The organism is Vibrio sp. 10N.261.46.A3 (assembly GCF_041472995.1).
In the GTDB taxonomy this organism is placed as follows: Bacteria; Pseudomonadota; Gammaproteobacteria; order Enterobacterales; family Vibrionaceae; genus Vibrio; species Vibrio coralliirubri.
In genome coordinates this window covers 1-18,629 of the sequence record NZ_JBFRRH010000014.1, presented here as the reverse complement: position 1 = coordinate 18,629, position 18,629 = coordinate 1, and the positions used below count along the sequence as shown (strand labels likewise).

Annotated in this window: 21 protein-coding genes and 1 other RNA gene; 10 read left to right on the top strand and 12 right to left on the bottom strand. The window is 45.0% G+C overall.

From position 1 onward, the window contains the following. Positions 1–22: 22 nt before the first annotated feature. From AB4484_RS04325 to rpoE, 4 genes are read right to left on the bottom strand one after another with little or no spacing between them, the layout of a single operon-like run. The gene (locus AB4484_RS04325; protein WP_048605807.1) at positions 23–493 is read right to left on the bottom strand and encodes a SoxR reducing system RseC family protein; all 471 of its coding nucleotides are present in this window, start codon (positions 491–493) and stop codon (positions 23–25) included. Then, positions 490–1,452 (bottom strand): sigma-E factor regulatory protein RseB, encoded by a 963-nt coding sequence (gene rseB, locus AB4484_RS04320; protein WP_048605809.1) that lies wholly within the window; start codon positions 1,450–1,452, stop codon positions 490–492. Before rseB ends, AB4484_RS04325 begins: the two co-directional genes overlap by 4 nt. Then, the gene (locus tag AB4484_RS04315) at positions 1,449–2,072 is read right to left on the bottom strand and encodes an RseA family anti-sigma factor (protein WP_372076592.1); all 624 of its coding nucleotides are present in this window, start codon (positions 2,070–2,072) and stop codon (positions 1,449–1,451) included. Before AB4484_RS04315 ends, rseB begins: the two co-directional genes overlap by 4 nt. Positions 2,073–2,098: 26 nt before the next feature. Next, positions 2,099–2,677 (bottom strand): RNA polymerase sigma factor RpoE, encoded by a 579-nt coding sequence (rpoE, locus tag AB4484_RS04310; RefSeq protein WP_008223963.1) that lies wholly within the window; start codon positions 2,675–2,677, stop codon positions 2,099–2,101. A gap of 389 nt (positions 2,678–3,066) precedes the next feature. Between rpoE and nadB the strand changes: the two genes are divergently transcribed. Beyond that, a complete protein-coding gene (nadB, locus tag AB4484_RS04305; protein ID WP_019826282.1) occupies positions 3,067–4,683 on the top strand; it encodes an L-aspartate oxidase in 1,617 nt (538 codons plus the stop codon). 135 nt (positions 4,684–4,818) lie between these two features. Here nadB and AB4484_RS04300 read toward each other — a convergent pair whose 3' ends face one another. Continuing rightward, positions 4,819–5,238: a protein YgfX gene (locus AB4484_RS04300; protein ID WP_372076590.1), complete on the bottom strand. Its 420-nt coding sequence runs from the start codon at positions 5,236–5,238 to the stop codon at positions 4,819–4,821. Beyond that, positions 5,186–5,446: a succinate dehydrogenase assembly factor 2 gene (locus AB4484_RS04295; RefSeq protein ID WP_004735374.1), complete on the bottom strand. Its 261-nt coding sequence runs from the start codon at positions 5,444–5,446 to the stop codon at positions 5,186–5,188. Before AB4484_RS04295 ends, AB4484_RS04300 begins: the two co-directional genes overlap by 53 nt. A 167-nt stretch (positions 5,447–5,613) precedes the next feature. Here AB4484_RS04295 and ygfZ point away from each other — a divergent pair, with 167 nt between their 5' ends. The 3 genes from ygfZ (at position 5,614) to AB4484_RS04280 (ending at position 7,820) form a co-directional block, all read left to right on the top strand. After that, on the top strand, positions 5,614–6,585 hold the full coding sequence (ygfZ, locus tag AB4484_RS04290) for a tRNA-modifying protein YgfZ (RefSeq protein WP_372076588.1): 972 nt from the start codon (positions 5,614–5,616) through the stop codon (positions 6,583–6,585). 4 nt (positions 6,586–6,589) lie between these two features. Then, complete coding sequence (locus AB4484_RS04285; protein WP_048605859.1) at positions 6,590–7,051, top strand: aminoacyl-tRNA deacylase; 462 nt, start codon at positions 6,590–6,592, stop codon at positions 7,049–7,051. A gap of 562 nt (positions 7,052–7,613) precedes the next feature. Continuing rightward, entirely contained in the window at positions 7,614–7,820 is a 207-nt protein-coding gene (locus AB4484_RS04280; RefSeq protein WP_009847660.1) for a DUF1107 domain-containing protein, read from the top strand. Positions 7,821–7,931: 111 nt separating this feature from the next. Here AB4484_RS04280 and AB4484_RS04275 read toward each other — a convergent pair whose 3' ends face one another. From AB4484_RS04275 to AB4484_RS04265, 3 genes are read right to left on the bottom strand one after another with little or no spacing between them, the layout of a single operon-like run. Continuing rightward, positions 7,932–9,155: an FAD-dependent 2-octaprenylphenol hydroxylase gene (locus tag AB4484_RS04275; protein WP_372076586.1), complete on the bottom strand. Its 1,224-nt coding sequence runs from the start codon at positions 9,153–9,155 to the stop codon at positions 7,932–7,934. An 11-nt stretch (positions 9,156–9,166) separates the two neighbouring features. Further along, positions 9,167–10,345, bottom strand: a complete 1,179-nt coding sequence (ubiH, locus tag AB4484_RS04270; RefSeq protein ID WP_372076611.1) for a 2-octaprenyl-6-methoxyphenyl hydroxylase — start codon at positions 10,343–10,345, stop codon at positions 9,167–9,169. Between the two features lie 24 nt (positions 10,346–10,369). Then, positions 10,370–10,945 (bottom strand): YecA family protein, encoded by a 576-nt coding sequence (locus AB4484_RS04265; protein ID WP_050052683.1) that lies wholly within the window; start codon positions 10,943–10,945, stop codon positions 10,370–10,372. A gap of 308 nt (positions 10,946–11,253) precedes the next feature. Between AB4484_RS04265 and zapA the strand changes: the two genes are divergently transcribed. The 5 genes from zapA to serA all read left to right on the top strand — a co-directional run bounded on the left by zapA (position 11,254) and on the right by serA (position 14,613). Further along, positions 11,254–11,562, top strand: a complete 309-nt coding sequence (gene zapA, locus AB4484_RS04260) for a cell division protein ZapA (RefSeq protein ID WP_004735366.1) — start codon at positions 11,254–11,256, stop codon at positions 11,560–11,562. Positions 11,563–11,573: 11 nt separating this feature from the next. Then, positions 11,574–11,757, top strand: a non-coding RNA gene (gene ssrS, locus AB4484_RS04255) — 6S RNA. Positions 11,758–11,763: 6 nt separating this feature from the next. Next, a complete protein-coding gene (locus AB4484_RS04250) occupies positions 11,764–12,363 on the top strand; it encodes a 5-formyltetrahydrofolate cyclo-ligase (protein ID WP_372076584.1) in 600 nt (199 codons plus the stop codon). Positions 12,364–12,465: 102 nt separating this feature from the next. Continuing rightward, positions 12,466–13,122, top strand: coding sequence for a ribose-5-phosphate isomerase RpiA (gene rpiA / locus AB4484_RS04245; protein ID WP_372076582.1), 657 nt, complete (start codon positions 12,466–12,468; stop codon positions 13,120–13,122). Between the two features lie 261 nt (positions 13,123–13,383). Further along, a complete protein-coding gene (gene serA, locus AB4484_RS04240; protein ID WP_017059058.1) occupies positions 13,384–14,613 on the top strand; it encodes a phosphoglycerate dehydrogenase in 1,230 nt (409 codons plus the stop codon). 113 nt (positions 14,614–14,726) lie between these two features. Here serA and AB4484_RS04235 read toward each other — a convergent pair whose 3' ends face one another. Together AB4484_RS04235 and AB4484_RS04230 are read right to left on the bottom strand one after the other, a co-directional pair. Next, positions 14,727–15,440, bottom strand: coding sequence for an oxidative stress defense protein (locus tag AB4484_RS04235; RefSeq protein WP_017059059.1), 714 nt, complete (start codon positions 15,438–15,440; stop codon positions 14,727–14,729). A 111-nt stretch (positions 15,441–15,551) separates the two neighbouring features. After that, a complete protein-coding gene (locus AB4484_RS04230; protein WP_050621007.1) occupies positions 15,552–16,448 on the bottom strand; it encodes a LysR family transcriptional regulator ArgP in 897 nt (298 codons plus the stop codon). A gap of 142 nt (positions 16,449–16,590) precedes the next feature. On the opposite strand from AB4484_RS04230, the gene AB4484_RS04225 reads away from it, so the two are divergent. Beyond that, positions 16,591–17,220, top strand: coding sequence for a LysE/ArgO family amino acid transporter (locus AB4484_RS04225; RefSeq protein ID WP_372076580.1), 630 nt, complete (start codon positions 16,591–16,593; stop codon positions 17,218–17,220). Between the two features lie 96 nt (positions 17,221–17,316). On the opposite strand, the gene mscS is transcribed toward AB4484_RS04225, so the two are convergent. Continuing rightward, positions 17,317–18,183 (bottom strand): small-conductance mechanosensitive channel MscS, encoded by an 867-nt coding sequence (mscS, locus tag AB4484_RS04220; RefSeq protein WP_050621008.1) that lies wholly within the window; start codon positions 18,181–18,183, stop codon positions 17,317–17,319. Positions 18,184–18,629: the final 446 nt, after the last annotated feature.

Here is an 18,629-nt window from a genome sequence, read left to right as displayed (position 1 = left end):
TAAGGGCAAGAAGCATCATAAATTAGACGAGAGACTCACCTAGGATTCGAATCAAGACGACTTCTTGCTTGGATTTGTCTTCCATGGGTTTGGCTAACCGCTTCGCTAAGGCAATTCCACCAGCAGTAAACAGTGCTGCACTTAAGATAACAATGCCCTCGCCCCCTTGGAGTAAGGGTTGTAACAAGAGTTGTCCAAAACCAGCACCAATCATCAACATGAAAAGTGGGATGAGATAAACAATGGCTGCCGATTGAAGTAGGCTTTTTTCTGGAAAGCCAATTTCTACGATTTGCCCTGCTTTGACTAAGCTTTTGGTTTTAAGCTGCCAAAACAAAGATTTATTGCCAACAGCCTTGGTCACAATACCGGTGCCACAGCTTTTTTGAGAAGAACAGCTACTACAACTGGTTTGTTGTTCGCAGCTCAGTTGAACAAAGTATTGCTTACCTTTTTGTTCAACCGAGCTAACGGTCGCCAACGCGGTCATCATTGCGCTTGTACCGATTTATTGAATGTAACTGACTGAGCAATACGTTTCGCAGTTGCTGGCGGAATGTCACCAACCACAGAGATCTCTTTGTCGCCAATCACTAAGCTGTGCAAGGTTCTACGCCCTTGACGCACTAGCTGCCCTTTCAATGAATGTTCGTCTTTTTCAGCAATATAAACCGAAAAGCTAAACAGTCCATCACTGAAAAGCTGACTTTCAACCATTTTATCGGTCGCAGCCATTTGATAGCGGCTAAGCTCTTTTGACTTAAACCCTTCAGGAATCCACGAGGCTTGCCAGTTAGTTTCACTCACTAAGCCTTCCGGCAGTGATAAAACTTTCGGCAATTGAGCTTGGTTCAAGCCCCCCATTGCCTCAGCAATCTTATCGTTCACCACGTAAGAGATAGTGCGGTACTGTTCAAGCACTTCGCCATCACGATCCAAAAGGTCGGCACGCAAAGGAAGACTCGTTTTTTCATCGACCCAAACCACGTAAGAGTAGCGAAGGCCGTCTTTCGGCACGACACGTAGCACTTGAGTGGTGCTGCCCGCTTCACGAGAGCGCCCAACTTTCACAAAGTCGTAGTACTGATTCAGAGATTCGATATCTCGATTAATCATCGGAATAACAGGTGCGACCATGCTGCCAGACTGAATCGTAAATGGCTCTGTACCCGGTTCGATGTAGCTAACTTCGTTGCCACGTCGAATGACTTCACGAACAGGGCCGCTTAGATAAACAAGGTGTGCAAGTTGTTGGTCGTCGTTAACCGCATGGCGATAAACAAGAGGCTCAATACTGCTCTTCTTTATCAAAATGTAGGAGAGTTCGTAATTTAGATGCTGACTGGCCTCGTTCATTTGATGCAACAACGCCTTTGCAGTGGTTTCCTCTGCAAAGGCTGTTGGAGACATCAAGCTGAACAGTGTCAGTGCACTGACCAGGATTTTCTTCATTCAATGTCCGATTCTAGATGTGCATCTTGCATTGGCGATGCATCACTGTTTAATCTTAGCTGCAGCTCATAATCTTCTAGCATTGCATGAACGCGTTTGCGCTGCTCTTGCAAGTTAGCTTCAGATGCTGGTTTCTCAACAGAGTCACGCGTTAAGCTTACTGGTTCCGCAGAACCCGCAAATGGAATCGTCTGGAGTACAGGCAACTGCTCTGGTGCTGCAGGATCGCTGCCACCATATTGTTGAACACCTAGTACAACGGCTAATGAAACACACGCTGCCACGGCAACTTGTCCAAACTGTTGTAACCACGCCGGAAGCTGACGCTTCGCTTGCTGAGGTTTAGGTTGCTCTTCAATTGGAGCAACAGTAGGTTCAACATTCGCTTGGTGCAGGTTCGACATTGAACCATGTGCAGGCTCGTTCTCAAGCGCTGCCGCTACACTATTAGCAATGTTCCACTCTGGAGTTTCTGGCGCATCCCCACGCATAACATCACCAATTAAATGGTAACTCTGCCAGGTATCCATGCTTTCTTGATCGGATTCGAGATCTACAATGAGAGCTTTATCGATCGTTTCACCATCCATGAGTGCCGAAAGCTTTTCTTTATCAGCCATTATTTTCACCATAATTATTACAAGTTCTAGCGTTGCAAAAGAGGTTTAATTTTCTTTTCCACCGCTTCACGAGCTCGGAAAATACGCGAACGTACGGTTCCTACAGGGCAATCCATTACTTCTGCAATCTCTTCGTAGCTCAAACCTTCGAGCTCTCGCAACGTCATTGCAGTTTTTAAGTCTTCTGGTAGCGCTTCAATCGCTCCAAAAACGACTTGTTTCAATTCTTTTGACAGCGTTAAGTTCTCAGGGTTCGATATTTCTTTTAACGCGCTGCCTGTTTCGTAATATTCTGCATCTTCTGCATCTACATCTGTTGCTGGCGGCCTACGGCTTTGGGCAACGATATGATTTTTAGCGGTGTTCACGGCAATTCGGTACAACCATGTATAGAAGGCACTCTCGCCACGAAAGTTAGGTATCGCGCGGTAAGCTTTAATAAAAGCTTCTTGTGCTACATCAGGTACATCACCGGAATTATTCACGTATCGAGAGATAAGATTACAAACTTTGTTTTGATACTTAACCACTAGTAAGTTAAATGCCTGCTTATCTCCACTCTGAACTCGCTCAATCAACACTTGATCGGTTAGCTGCTCGTTCATTCGAGCGGGTACTCCTATTGTTATAACCCTCACCTTCACAGATATGGGTACTAATTATGCGAAATGTAGTATTGACACCACCGTCTACAAGAGCACTATTGTGACTAAGCCAAATACCGAAAGTTCCAACTTTCTTAAAATTATTTGCCATTATTGTTTCACAATGTGATGTAATAAAAATAGCTATCCCTATCAATTTGGGGAAACTTGAGCAAAAGCAATGGTATTGAGCAATTAAATATTTCTAGATAGCTGTCTATATATTGATTTTGCATAGCGTTTAAGGATGACTCTGGAGAGATTATAACAGTCTTACCCAAACTCCTAAAACAAGACAAAGTCAATTGAGAGTGGACAACTCGACTATAGCCCGGGATTTAATAAGTTTTATGAACGCAAACCGTGAACATCAGTGTGATGTATTAGTGGTAGGAAGTGGTGCGGCAGGCTTGTCATTAGCCTTACGCGTAGCAGAACATGCAAAAGTAATTGTATTAAGCAAAGGACCACGCAGCGAAGGATCGACGTATTACGCACAAGGTGGTATCGCCGCGGTGTTCGATGAGTCGGACAGTATTGAGTCTCATGTAGAGGATACTCAAATAGCTGGGGCTGGGTTATGCGAAGAAGATACAGTTCAATTCATTGCTGAAAATGCGAAAGAGTGTGTGCAATGGCTGATTGATGGTGGTGTTCCATTTGATAAAGATGAGAACAGCACAGAAGGCCAACCAAAATATCACCTCACTCGTGAGGGTGGTCACAGTCACCGCAGAATTCTGCACGCTGCCGATGCAACTGGCATGGCGATGCAAACCTCACTACAAGATAACGTCAACAACCACCCAAATATCGAGATCTTCGAGCGCCACAATGCGCTGGATTTGATTACTGAAGATAAGATTGGTGGTTCAAAAGACAAGGTGATCGGTGCCTACATTTGGAACCGTAACCAAGAACACGTTGAAACCGTGCGCGCTAAATTTGTTGTATTAGCAACAGGCGGCGCTTCAAAGGTTTACCAATACACCTCTAACCCAGATGTTTCTTCAGGTGATGGTATTGCTATCGCTTGGCGTGCGGGTTGTCGTGTGGCAAACCTTGAGTTCAACCAGTTCCACCCAACTTGTTTATTCCACCCAGAAGCGCGTAACTTCCTACTAACGGAAGCACTGCGTGGTGAAGGTGCTTACTTGCGTCGTCCAGATGGTTCTCGCTTTATGAAGGACTTCGATGAGCGCGGTGAACTGGCGCCACGTGATGTGGTTGCTCGTGCAATTGACTTCGAAATGAAGCGCTTGGGTGCCGACTGCATGTATGTTGATATCAGCCACAAACCTGAAGAATTCATCACAACGCACTTCCCGATGATCCATACTCGCTTGATGGACTTGGGCATCGATATGACCAAAGAGCCGATCCCTATCGTGCCAGCTGCTCACTACACTTGTGGTGGTGTCATGGTGAATAAGCAAGGTCAAACCGACCTAACGAACTTGTATGCGATTGGCGAAGTGAGCTACACCGGCTTACACGGTGCAAACCGTATGGCTTCTAACTCACTGCTTGAGTGTGTGGTTTACGCATGGGCAGCAGCAAAAGATATCGTTGAGAACATCGACCAATCTCAACTGTGCGCTGAACTGCCAGCATGGGATGAAAGCCAAGTCACCAACAGTGATGAAGAAGTTATCATTCAACACAACTGGCACGAACTGCGCCTATTCATGTGGGATTACATGGGCATTGTTCGAACGGATAAACGACTAGAGCGTGCATTGCGTCGTATTCAGATGCTGCAACAAGAAACTCATGAGTACTACAGCTACTTCAAGGTTTCGAATAACCTATTAGAACTGCGTAACTTGCTACAGGTCGCAGAGCTAATGGTTCGTTGTGCAATGCAACGCAAAGAGAGCCGCGGCCTTCACTACACGTTGGATTACCCTGAACTTGCAGAAGACAGTGGCCCAACGATTCTGACGCCAGAGAAACGCCAATCATAATAATTGGTTAAACGTACTTAGCGAATTAGCCGTCAGCGGAAAATGATTAAACGAAAGGGAGCCGAGTGCTCCCTTTTCTTTTGTCTAACGCTTTCTTTTATCTAATACTTTCTTTCATCGAATAGTTTGGCTTCTCTAGCGTGCTCGTTGTAAGTTCGCCAGAAAATGACGATATTCGCGCTCGCAACAACTGTCTCGCCAAAGCAGTACCGAATACCCGCATTCAAACTGCAATTTAACGAAAAACTGCGCCCAGATCTTATCAACGGACTTGAGTCGGTAAGTTCGGTTATTGAGTCGAATATCACCATCCTCTTTGTAATCAAAACGCCCATAGGCACTATTTAGAATCACACGGTTGTTTCTAAATAAGCGGATCATTAAAGCTAAGCAATAAAGGCTGGCGGCAAGTGGAATAGAAGACAGGACGATGAAAAACAAAAGGCACCCAAAAATAGTGCCTTTTGCAAATAATGCGGAATACGAAGGGTTAAGCTGAAGCTTAACGAACCTTGCTGAGGTTGTGTGCGACAATTTTATCAACCATTGATGCATGGCCTAGGTTTTCACTGCGTCCGTGTCCCATTACCCAAGTAAACAAATCTGGATCATCACACTCTAATAGAGAAACAAACTCGCGCTGTTCCTGCTCTTGCAATGAATCAAAACACTCTTCGAAAAATGGCATGATGACTACATCAAGTTCTAACATGCCGCGACGGCAACCCCATTTAATTCGTGCTTTCTGCTCTGCAGTGTACATTGGCTATCCTCACCTATAATTTTTCTTTCTCGGAGTGTAACAAGTCATACGCCCTGCAACTACTGTGTGAGTCACAGTCCCTATCTAAGCTCACAAAAAAACCTAGGCTGACAAAGAAACAGAACCGGATTAACATAGAGCCAAATAAAATTCTTAGGAAAGATAAAATGGATTGGAAAAACACATTTCAGCCACTCGCTCATACGCAAAATGAATCGCTTCCAGAACTGATGATGACACACGTGTCAGACTGGAGCGCAATCACCATGATAGGCGATGACAAAAAGTCGTACCTACAAGGTCAAGTAACGTGCGATGTCGTCACTCTTCCTAATGATGAATCCACGTTAGGCGCGCACTGTGATGCAAAAGGAAAGGTATGGAGTATCTTCCGCCTGTTCCATCACAATGGCGGTTACGCGCTCATGCAGCCTAAATCTGCGATTGAAGTAGAACTGGTCGAAATCAAAAAATACGCCGTGTTCTCTAAGGTTGATATCGAGCAAACGACAGATGTTGTTATCGGTGTGATGGGCGCATCTGCGGATCAATACATTGATTCAATTTCAGAAAACCAAGGTAACGTGCGTGCTATCTCTGGTGGCACAGCGGTTAAAGTCTCTGACAATCGCTGGGTGTTGCTTATTACGGAAGAAGTTGCTGCAACTTTAGTCTCAAGTAGTTCAGCAGAAAAAGTATCAGAAGCACTTTGGCAATATCATGAAATTCTAGATGCTCAGCCTAACCTATCGAAAGCAGAGCAAAACGAGCACATCCCTCAAGCGCTTAACCTGCAAGCAATTGGTGGAATCAGCTTTTCAAAAGGCTGCTACACAGGTCAAGAAACGGTAGCTCGTGCCAAGTACCGTGGAATGAACAAACGTGAGATGCGTATTGTTTCAGGAACGACAGCAGAAGTATTGTCTCTAGAGAACCCAATTGAACTAGAACGTAGCGTGGGTGAGAACTGGCGTGGCGCAGGCCGACTATTAAACGTCTATCAATTTGCTGATAACCAAGCGATTGGTTTGATGGTACTGCCAAACAACCTTGATGACGATGTTAAGCTTCGACTGACCGCGCAGCCTGATCAAACATGGAATATCCTGCCACTGCCGTACAGCCTTGACGACGAGTAACCACGTGGAAACGCTGATTACACAATGGCTGGATCAACAGCAGGTGAACTATCGCCTGCTGATGCAAAGCAAGCCAACCACCAGCATTGAAGAAACCGCACAAGAGCGAGGCATCGACGCCTCTCAAATGGTGAAGTGCATCCTGCTCAAGGATATGGGCAACCAGTATGCGTTAGCCTGTACTGCTGGCGATCGCTCTGTCGACCCCAAGAAAGTACGCTCGGTATTGAATTGCCGTCGAATGACCTGCGTGTCGCTCGCTGATGTTGAAGCGATCACTGGCTTTAAAGTGGGTTGCGTTGGCCCGCTTGCTCTCAAGAGACACATGCCGATCATTTTTGATCCTTCCATTCAAAACAACTCGACCGTAACCATTAGTTCCGGCGACCGAATGGCTGGCGTTGCGTTGGATCTCAATGATCTTATGGCGTTATGTGCACCGACCGTCGCGGACATCAGTCGATGATCGTTTCGATCAGATCATGCTTCGCAAACTTCATTTGAATATTTCATTGAGTACATTTTTAGTGTGAACTTCGTCATAAGAAGAACACACCATTAATAAATAGTTACTCAAAATAAAAGCATAAGTAGTCACAAAGTTAAATTTGCGTTATTGTAAATTTACTGACTAGCTATTAAGCAAATCAGTGCAAGTGAATCCACTGAGTAACATCAGTATCCACTTTTGTGTAATGCATCTGTGACTATTCGCCCGTTTTAGACGGGCTTTTTTTTGTCCGAAATTTACAATTTGATTACACAAACCAAAAAATCCCGCCTATTCTTATACTTGTAACATTATCACTGCTTAATACCGAACAGGAAAGTTCACGGCAGTTCACTACTCAGTATTATTTTGGGGAGGAGCTCACGTAAAAATAGATATTTACTGAAGAAAGTGCTTAGAACAGCACAAATATCTAATTAACGTCAACTCTACTGCATATAACTCCATGCTTATCACAATTATTATCTCGGAGTTTTTCTATAATATGCAGGCTAGGTAAATATAAGGATAATTAAGAATGAGACTGTTTAAGCGCTATACACCGAGTATGATTGCTAAACATGTAAGTCGACTTTTCAAAGGACGAATCTACATTTACGGCGTAGGAAAATTTGAGTTTGATAACGGTAAGCTAGTGCTACCAGACCGAGCAGAAAAACGTCACTTTCAAACAGTGAAAGAAATAAATAGTGAAATCATGAAACTGCGCTGCGCGTACGCATGACCTAATTATCTACAGAATTAAAAACAAAAAGGGTTGGCATTATGCCAACCCTTTTTTCGTACCAAGTTTCGTATCAATGATGATTCGATAAATCACCAGAACACTATGTCATTATCGATGAATCACTGGACGCTTAGCTAAGTCAGGAAGATTGCCTGACAAACCCAATGCGCGCTTCATGATCTCATCTTTCGCACCCGGTAATTGTCCCGCAAGCTTCATACCAATGCCACGAATCAGCTTCTTGGCTGGGTTATCGCCTTCAAACAGATCTTTAAAGCCCTGCATTGAAGCAATCATTTTCGCCGCCTCTGCTTTTCTCCAGCGCTCGTAGCCGCGAAGATTACGCTTGGTGCCAATGTCTTCACCCGCAGCCCATAGCTTTAACAGCTCTTGCGCTAAGCTTGCTGCGTCTAATAGGCCAAGGTTCACGCCCTGCCCTGCTAATGGGTGAATGGTATGAGCAGCATCACCAACCAAAGCCACACGCTCTACCGCAAAGTCACGGGCATAACGCATGCGCAGTGGGAAGGCAAAACGGTCACCAACCACTTCGCACAATCCAAGCTTTGAGTCGAACTCTGCCGTTAGCTGCTTATTAAAATCAGCATCCGACATGGATACCAGCTTCTCGGCACGGTTTGGTTCCGTAGACCAAACAATCGAGCTCATGTGGCTTGGTTGCATTGGTAGGAATGCCAATGGACCTTGAGGCGTGAATATTTGACGAGCAACGCTGTGGTGCGGCTCTGTGGTTTTGATGTTCGCGACAATCGCACTGTGTCCGTAATCCCAATGTGTTAATGGGATATCTTGCTGCTTACGAACCCAAGAGTTTGCGCCGTCTGCTCCAACAACTAACTTAGCTGTCAATGCTTGACCATTATCTAGCGTTAACCATGCTTCGCTTTCACCAATCGCCATCGTTTTACACGTTGCGGGCATATACAGGCTGACGTTGTCTTGCTTCTTAACCTGATCAAGCAGCGCTAATTGAATCACACGGTTTTCAACGATATGGCCAAGGTTAGGCTGAGCCAAGCGTGTCGAGTCAAACTCAATACGAGCAAAGCTGTCTTGCTCCCACACTTCCATCGCTTGATACGGTGCAGCGCGTCTTTGTTCGATACCTTGCCATGCACCTAGGTTACGAAGAATCACTTCACTAGAACGACTCAACGCGGATACACGTACATCAGGCAACTCACTCAGCCCTTCGCTGGGAGCTCTGCCTTCAATGACAGCAATTCTTAAGTCACTGTCTTTTAGGGCAGCAGCGAGCGCTAGGCCAACCATGCCACCACCAACAATCGCGATATCAACACTTTGCATCATTATTTATTACCTTATCTTTCTACTAGGCCAAGCGTATGACGCAAAAGTGGACCTTTAAGTGGTGGAAGGTTATCTATTACGGCTAACCCAAGATTACGCCCAATGCGAGCGGTCATATAATCGTTTGAGAACAGGTGAACTAGGCTTGAAGTCAACGTAATCGTGGCTTCTCTGTCTTGTTCTCTACGCTTTCTAAAGTTAACAAGACCACGGTAACGACCCACATCATCTAACTGGGTACACAACTCTTCTGCCAAGGAAGCCACATCTCGGATACCTAGGTTAAAGCCTTGCCCCGCAATGGGGTGAAGCGTTTGAGCAGCATTACCAACAATGGCAAATCGATGAGATATATTTTGCTGTCGGTGACGAAGAATCAGAGGGTAGCTCGCACGCTTGCCTACTTTCTCTAATCGGCCAAGTCGCCAGCCAAAGTCACTCTGCAGCTGATCAAGAAACTCATTGTCGTTTAGCGTCATCACTTTTTGTGCTTGCTCTGGTGTTAAACACCAAACCAGCGATAAACGGTTGTCACTCATCGGTAATAGAGCAACTGGCCCATGATGAGTAAAACGCTCAAATGCGCGACCTTGGTGGGGCTCACTCGAAACGATATTGGCAATCACAGCGACTTGCTCAAAGTCGTGCTCACTCAATGAGATATTGAGCTGTTGGCAACAGGTTGAGATTGCACCGTCAGCTGCAACCAATAACTTGGTGGTTACTGTTTGCCCACTTGTCAGTTCAATCGTCGTCAACGCATCTTCACGTTCAACTTTACTGACAGACTCAGGACAAAGCATGGTAATGGCCGCTTCTGATTCCAGCTTCTGTTGATAGATTCGACCCACATCTGCTAACTCGACCACGTAGCCAAGCGCATCTACAGCAAGCTCTTCACTGTAGATGTCTGTCATTCCGGCATGCCCGCGATCCGAAACATGGATATCTTTAATCGGGGTCGCGACCGGAGCGATAGATTGCCACAACTGCAAAGAATCCAGGATCTGCACCGTGCCATAGGACAAAGCGATCGAACGAGAATCAAACCCTGGGTGAGCTTGATGATCAACCTGATAAGGCTCCACTACCGCAATCGACAGTGAGCCTTGGCTTAGGTGATTCAAAGCAAGGGCTAAGGTTGCCCCTGCCATTGCGCCACCAGCAATTACAACATCATACTGAGCCATCATAACCTCAAACCGGCCAACGAATTAATGAATGGTAGGCGCCGCATCTTCAGATGGGCGAGCACCAAATTCAGCATGAATCGTTAGTGCACACGCTTTTACGTGCTCAATAACGTGTTCTAGAAGCTGCGCTTGCTCTTCCATATCATCTTCTTCGTCAATGCCAAGCTTTGCCATCTCTTCAAGATCAGCTAATGCTTCTTTGGTGCTGTCAGACGCTTTGTTCAATTGAGCGCCAACCAAGCCTAAGCCAGAAATGAAATGGTTAATCCAATCAGACACACCGTCAGCCAAGTCAAACAGGCTTGCGCTTGCGTCTTCGTCAGGCAGCAACATAGACAGTTCCATGCCTGAACCTGTGATTTCACTGGTCGTTACTTTCAGTGTCGCTTCCGCTAGCGTTAATGCGCGATCTGGCCAACCCATGCCTTCATTGGTGTAATCGAAGATCAGTGGTTGCCAGCTTTTATCTGCAAGGCTTAAGCCTCCGCTTAACATACCCGTTAATAAACCGTGCATCTCAGCAGGGGTTACGGCTAGACTTGCCGATTGAAGTTCAGTCGCAACCGTTAGGTAGTCAGGTAAAGTAGTTTCGCTCATCAGATAGCTCGCTCAGTTATTCTTTATATCGATAGTATAATCGTACCACTTCACCCCAATTCTGGTAAGCATCGATCCCCAGCAATTGAAGGATGACTGACTACCAATTGTTCAATTTGCTGAATTACTGTGTGCTCAAGCTCTCATTTACAAACAGTCACTCTGAAAAGCTTGAATCTTAATAGCGGTTTACCTATAGTTTCTCCCTCAGAGGAGATTGCTTCCTCATCGGTACTTGCACTTTTTCTTTCTCAAAAAATGGCGAAGGGCAACAGCCTTAAAATAGCGCGTTAAAGAGTTCATCCATCATGAGTAATCAAGCGGTAGACGTTGAAATATTAGGAAAACTGACTCGAGTGAATTGTCCACCAGGGCAAGAAGAGTCATTGATTGCAGCGGCGGCCGATCTTGATAATCGATTGAAAGAGATGGCTGAACGTACTAAGGTAACCAATGAAGTGAAGCTGCTGACTATCGCAGCTCTGAATATTTGCTACGAATTACAAACCAAGAAGTTTGAAGCAAATGATGAACAAAACGCACTGACCGAGCGAATGGAACAGCTCACGACATCACTTTCAGATGTCCTCAGTAAAGTTAAGCACGGACAGCAATAGCGTACACAAAATTTACCCTGGAGTGTTTGTCAGAGGATTCACGTCCCCGAGCCGATAAGCAATCCCTAAGGGTTAGTACTTGAGTGCTATTGAGCATGCTCGGCCCGACCGAGAAGCCTACGGTAATCATTGCTGATCCGCCTTGAACTCGCTGGTTCAAGGGCCATCTATTCTCAACGGCACTTTGGGGTATCCCTTCTTATGAAGACGCTCACACGCAGCGAATTTCGCAAACAGATCCGTATCAAGCGCAATGCCTTATCTGGCGACCTGCAAACTCAATCCGGTATAGATTTAGTTAAACAGTGTTCTCAGCTCAATGAGATTCAGTCAGCTCAACATATTGCCCTTTATATTTCGATTGATGGCGAGCTCGATACCCAGCCTTTAATCGAATGGTTATGGGCGCAAGGTAAGCAAACTTATTTACCAGTATTGCACCCCTTCTCTGCCGGGCACCTGCTGTTTCTGCACTACTCACCAACCACACCGACGGTCTTGAATAAGTACGGTATTGTCGAACCTCAGCTCAATCAGATGCTGGTTAAACCTTGTCAGCAACTCGACCTTATTCTTACGCCCCTTGTCGGATTTGACTCTCATGGCCATCGCTTAGGTATGGGCGGCGGATATTACGATCGCACCTTAGCGAAGTGGTTCGAGACGGGCGAAGGCGCAACTCCTATTGGTTTGGCTCATGATTGCCAACATGTTGGTACCCTACCGATTGAAGAGTGGGACATTCCGTTACCTAAAATCGTGACTCCGAGTAAAACTTGGCAATGGGAAAACAACCATTAAAGCGCTATAATCGCGCCGCAAACGTTAACCTCGATATATAAACGTTAACTTCAATACGCGAACGATTAATTCAAAGCGCAAGACCTTATTCAGGAGAATGGCATGACTCAAGATGAAATGAAAAAAGCAGCGGGCTGGGCAGCACTTCAATATGTTGAAGAAGGCAGCATTGTAGGTGTAGGTACTGGCTCTACAGTAAATCACTTCATCGACGCACTTGGCACAATGAAAGACAAAATCAAAGGTGCGGTTTCAAGCTCTGTAGCCTCTACTGAAAAACTAGAAGCACTAGAAATCAAAGTATTTGAGTGCAACGACGTATTCAAACTAGACATCTATGTTGATGGCGCAGACGAGATTAACGCTTCACGCGATATGATCAAAGGCGGCGGCGCTGCTTTGACTCGTGAAAAAATCGTAGCAGCTATCTCTGACAAGTTTGTGTGTATTGTTGACGGCACTAAAGCAGTTGATGTGCTGGGTAAATTCCCACTGCCTGTTGAGGTAATCCCAATGGCACGTTCATACGTGGCACGTGAGCTGGTTAAGCTTGGTGGTGACCCAGTTTACCGCGAAGGCTGCACAACCGATAACGGCAACGTGATCCTAGATGTGTACGACATGGCGATCGAAAACCCGAAACAACTAGAAGATATCATCAATGGTATCGCTGGTGTTGTGACGGTTGGTCTGTTCGCTCACCGTGGTGCCGATGTGGTTATCACCGGCACGCCTGAAGGTGCAAAAATCGAAGAATAAATAATAGAAGATTGAGTTTTTCTGTTACTTCATTACATACGGTGCCCTAGGGCGCCGTTTTTTTTGCTTTATTGCTGTAAAATTATGTCTTATTCCGTAATTTTCTTACCCAAAACATTTTTTTTTTGTTACTTTATTGTTCAGAAGACGCACAGGGAAAACGTTTGTCTCCTAACAAAGTGGTGAATTTGTTCCCCTTTCAGCCATTTTGTAGCACGTGCGCCGCATTTGCCCAACCTTTCCATTTTAAGGACGAGAACAATGGCCAAAGTTTCACTGGAAAAAGAAAAAATAAAAATTCTACTTCTAGAAGGTCTTCACCCTTCTTCTGTAGAAGTACTGCAAGCCGCTGGTTACACAAACATTGAGTACCACAAAGGCTCGCTACCGGAAGATGAACTTCTTGAAGCAGTTAAAGATGCCCACTTCATTGGTATTCGTTCTCGCACTAACATCTCCCAAGAAGTTATTGATGCAGCTGAAAAGCTGGTTGCCGTCGGTTGTTTCTGTATTGGTACTAACCAAGTCAACCTTCAAGCAGCAGCAAAACGCGGTATCCCTGTGTTCAACGCACCGTTCTCAAACACTCGAAGCGTTGCTGAGCTCGTTCTTGGTCAGGTTCTATTGCTACTACGTGGCATTCCAGAAAAGAACGCTCTTGCACACCGTGGCATCTGGAAGAAGAGTGCCGACAACTCTTACGAAGCTCGTGGTAAACGTTTAGGTATTATTGGCTACGGTCACATCGGTACTCAGCTGGGTATTATTGCTGAAAACCTTGGCATGCGTGTTTACTTCTACGACATTGAAAACAAACTGTCTCTGGGTAACGCAACGCAAGTTCATACCATGACGGAATTACTGAACAAGTGTGACGTAATCTCTTTGCATGTACCTGAAACCAACGAAACAAAAGACATGATGGGTAAAGAAGAGTTCGAGCGCATGAAGCCTGGTTCTATCTTTATCAACGCAGCTCGTGGCACGGTAGTCGATATTCCAGCTCTGTGTGGCGCTCTGGAGTCTGGTCACCTTGCAGGTGCGGCTATTGACGTTTTTCCTACAGAACCAAAAACCAATGCAGACCCGTTTGAGTCTCCATTAATGCAGTTCGATAACGTGATCCTAACGCCTCACGTGGGTGGCTCAACTCAAGAAGCACAAGAAAACATTGGTGTTGAAGTGGCTGGTAAGCTAGCGAAATACTCTGATAACGGCTCTACGCTATCAAGTGTTAACTTCCCAGAGGTATCACTACCGCTACACACGGGCACGTCTCGTTTGCTGCACATTCACGAAAACCGTCCAGGCATCCTAACTCAGATCAACACCATCTTCGCTGAAGAAGGGATCAACATCGCGGGTCAGTACCTACAGACTGCGGCTGATATGGGTTATGTCGTTATCGATGTAGAAGCCGATCGCTCTGAAGAAGCGCTGCTTAAACTGAAAGAGATCGAAGGCACAATCCGTGCTCGTCTTCTTCACTAATCATCGCACTCAAAATGCATAAAAAAAGGCTCTCATTATGAGAGCCTTTTTAGTATTTGGCCTATCGTAGGTAATTAGATCACTATGATCTAAAACCTTTTATAGCGTTATCATTACTCTTCGATCTGGTAGATCACATTCACGCGATCACGAATAGTGATCGTTGAGTCTTCATAAGAGTTCGACTCTGTTCTTGCATCCATTGCCATTGAACGCATGAGTACTGGCTGAGAAGATTGGGCGTTGTAGTCCACGCGCCATACATCACCCAACTCACGTTCAAAACCACTCGCTAATGATTTAGCTTTTGATGTCGCATCTTTAATGGCTTCTAAACGCGCTTGCTCTTGATATTTAGCTTGGTCGCGAACTTGCAGCTGTATGTTGTCGATCTGATTAATGCCTTCTCCAATAGCAATATCCATGTACTCATTAAGATTGGCTAGCTCAGTCACTTGAACGGTCACATTACGTGAGGCGCGGTAGCCAACCAGTTCCGGTTTGCCATCTTTCGGGTAATGATATTGAGGAGATAGATACAGGTTCGAGCTGTGAACACTCGCCTCATCAACACCTGCTTGATGCAGCTTATTTAGAAAGCCTGTCACGACTTTATCAACGGTATTTTTAGCCTGTTCAGCAGTCATCGTCGATTCCACGACTCTCACAGAGAATGTCGCCATATCAGGTGTCGCGATCACTTCACCATAGCCTGTCGTTGAAATATGAGGAAAGGATGGAGAGTCAGCCAATGATGGAAAACTCACAGCACTCAACGCCGCAGTAAGAGTAAGAGACGTTGCTAACATCTTTGGTACAAGCTTCATTAGGTATGACCTATGCTAAACAAATGTACTTTCATCATAGAGCAATTTATCGCTTAGCCAATCCAGAGCACGCACTTCTAACAGAACTTTGACGCTGAAAAAACCAACAATTTACTGAGGTAAGTGATTGTGAGCAAAACTCAATATTGCTTGGGATACCTCTTTTAATACCCCACTCTCAAGCTGCCAATGGTGCCAATAGATGCGATAAGAGAGCAGAAAGCCAGGGGTAATATCAATCAGAGCACCAGACTCGAGCTCATCGATAATCTGTAATCGAGGAATCAAGCAATAGGCGACACCCGACAACGCTAAGCGCACAAACGCTTCTGAACTGCCGACTGTATGATTGATCACACTGTCTCTCGGGACGTTAAAATGATCATGCAGAAACTTCTTATGCAGATCATCGTATTGATCATAGGAAACCGCAGGCGCTTTGCTTAAGGTGGCGTAGTTTACGCCCTCTGAGAAATAACGCTGATGAAAGCCAGGGCTAGCCACGCACACATAATCCATCCTACCGAGATAGTCAGCACTGCAGCCAGGAATCGCTTGAGACTCCAAACTGATTGCACCGGCCACCTCGCCACTTTTTATCTTTTCAATGGTTCTCGACTCACCATGAATCGCGAGGTTCAACTCGACTTGGCGAGATTTCATCACATCCGACAAAGCCGGTAGCAGCCATGTCGCCAAACTATCAGCGTTAGTGGCTATGGATATCGATAGTGGCTGAGTTCCCTCTTCATTCATCAACTCAGGCACAAGTTCGTGCTCTAACAAACGAACACGACGATATAAGCCCAGTAATTTTTTACCCGCAGGCGTTGGCCTAGGCGGGCTTTCTCTCACTAAGGCAGGCTGAGCCAACCACTTTTCCAGCTGTTTGATGCGCTGAGATACCGCCGACTGGGAGATATATAACTGTTCAGCAGCCCTTTCGAAGCTACGTTGTTTTACTACGGCATCCAGTGCTTCTATCCATTTATAATCCAATCCGCGCATCAATTTGCTTCCTTTTTAAGCTAACTCCCCACCACATTAGCAACTCTAATAATGGATTAAAATCATTAATTATACTTATTTGAAGGGTCGGAGTATCTTCGCCATATAGCACGTAAATATCGTTAAATAAGTGGAGGTTAAAATGAGTTTTTTGGTTTTATTACAAGGTTTTGGTCTAGGGGCAAGTATGATTATCCCTATTGGCGCTCAGAATGCGTACGTCCTAAATCAAGGGATAAAACGCAATCATCATTTAACGACAGCAACGATTTGTAGCCTGCTCGATACTCTGTTTATCTCATTAGGTATTTTTGGCGGCGGAGCGATCTTGTCGCAAAATGAATTACTACTGACCTCCGTAACATTAGGTGGCATCGCTTTTCTGACTGTGTATGGTTTGCTATCACTACGCAGTGCATTCAAAGTGCGCACCAGTGATGAATCGAAAGGTGAGATATTGGCGCGTGGCAAGCGCACCGTTATTTTAGGGGCATTGGCAGTAACAGTATTAAACCCACACCTCTATTTGGATACCGTGGTAATTCTTGGTTCGATTGGTGGGCAATTTGAAGGCAACGACAGAATTGCGTTTGCTATGGGGACTATACTGGCTTCGTTCGTCTGGTTTTACTCCTTGTCACTGGGCGCTGCAAAGCTAGGCCCGACGCTATCTAAACCTAAGGTTAAGAAAGGCATTGATATCGCAGTAGCAACCATGATGTTCGCCATTGCAGCAGTGCTTACCAATGGACTGATTGAGCAATACTGGTAAATCTATTTAGCTTCATGAAACCAACAAAAAAGGCGGATAACCTAAGTTATCCGCCTTTCCTTATAAAAGCTTATAGCTATAAAAACTAACTAAAAATTAAGCTTCTACTTTATTCATGTGTACATCCATTTGCGGGAATGGAATTTCGATACCTTCGTTATCCAAGCCTTCTTTGATTGCTTGCATAAGGTCAAAATACACATCCCAGTACTCTGCTGTGTTAACCCATGGGCGAACAACAAAGTTTACTGAAGAGTCCGCTAGCGTGTGAACACCAACTTGAACGCCTGGTTCTTTCAACACGCGCTCGTCAGATTCACAGATCTTAGTCAGAAGTTCTTTGGTCTTTTGCAGATCAGCGCCGTAAGAAACACCGATCATTAGGTCGATACGACGTGTGTCATGACGAGAGTAGTTAGTAATTGGGCTACCAATAACGCTACCGTTTGGTACCACTACCATTTTGTTATCTGGCGTTGTTAGAACAGTTTGGAAGATCTGAATTGAATCCACTGAACCTGCTACACCACCAATTTCCACATAGTCACCAGACTTAAATGGACGGAATGCAACGATAAGTACACCAGCAGCAAAGTTAGATAGTGAGCCTTGTAACGCTAAGCCTACCGCTAAACCAGCCGCACCAATAACAGCAACTACAGATGCCGTTTGAACACCTAAACGACCTAGTGCAGCAATTAAAACAATAACAAACAATAGGTAGCGAACTAAGCCGTGAATAAATTCCACAACCGCTCGGTCCATTTTCTTCTTCTGAAGAACCTTAGACACGCTATTCGCTACTGCTTTAACAATAAGGTTACCAATAAATAGAATTATCAGTGCTGAAATGATATTTACGCCATATTGGATAAATAAATCTGAATTATTTGTTAACCACTGCTCTGCTTGAGACAAACCATCCACAAGTGGAGTCTCAATCGCTGTCGAACTATCAGCCATAATGTGCATCCTCTATATAATATGCTATGGGCTAAACTGCCTTAAGCCTAATTTACTCTGCAATATAATAAACAGTTTAATGACCGTTAAGTCATTGTGTTCAAAGTAAATTAAAGCCAAGTCCTTTTTATAAACTGAACCAAGTTCAGTTTTTCGGCACGATATCCTATCTTTGACAGATTGCAAAGTCATATTTATGTAAGCTTTTGAATTACTAAAACTTACCGATAAACACAAATACCGATAACTAAAAGACTACGAAATTTATTCACCGTAGGCTAGGTTTTTCACATATTTAATAGAACCGGCGACGTTGTCGCCTGAGCGGCCTACGGCCGAAAACAAAGAGACTCAACCGACTAGGCCGCTTTGCATGAATCGTTTATCCTATAGCAATTTGAATCAAATTGCACATAGGCTGCATTTGTTTATTCCTGTTGGTGCGG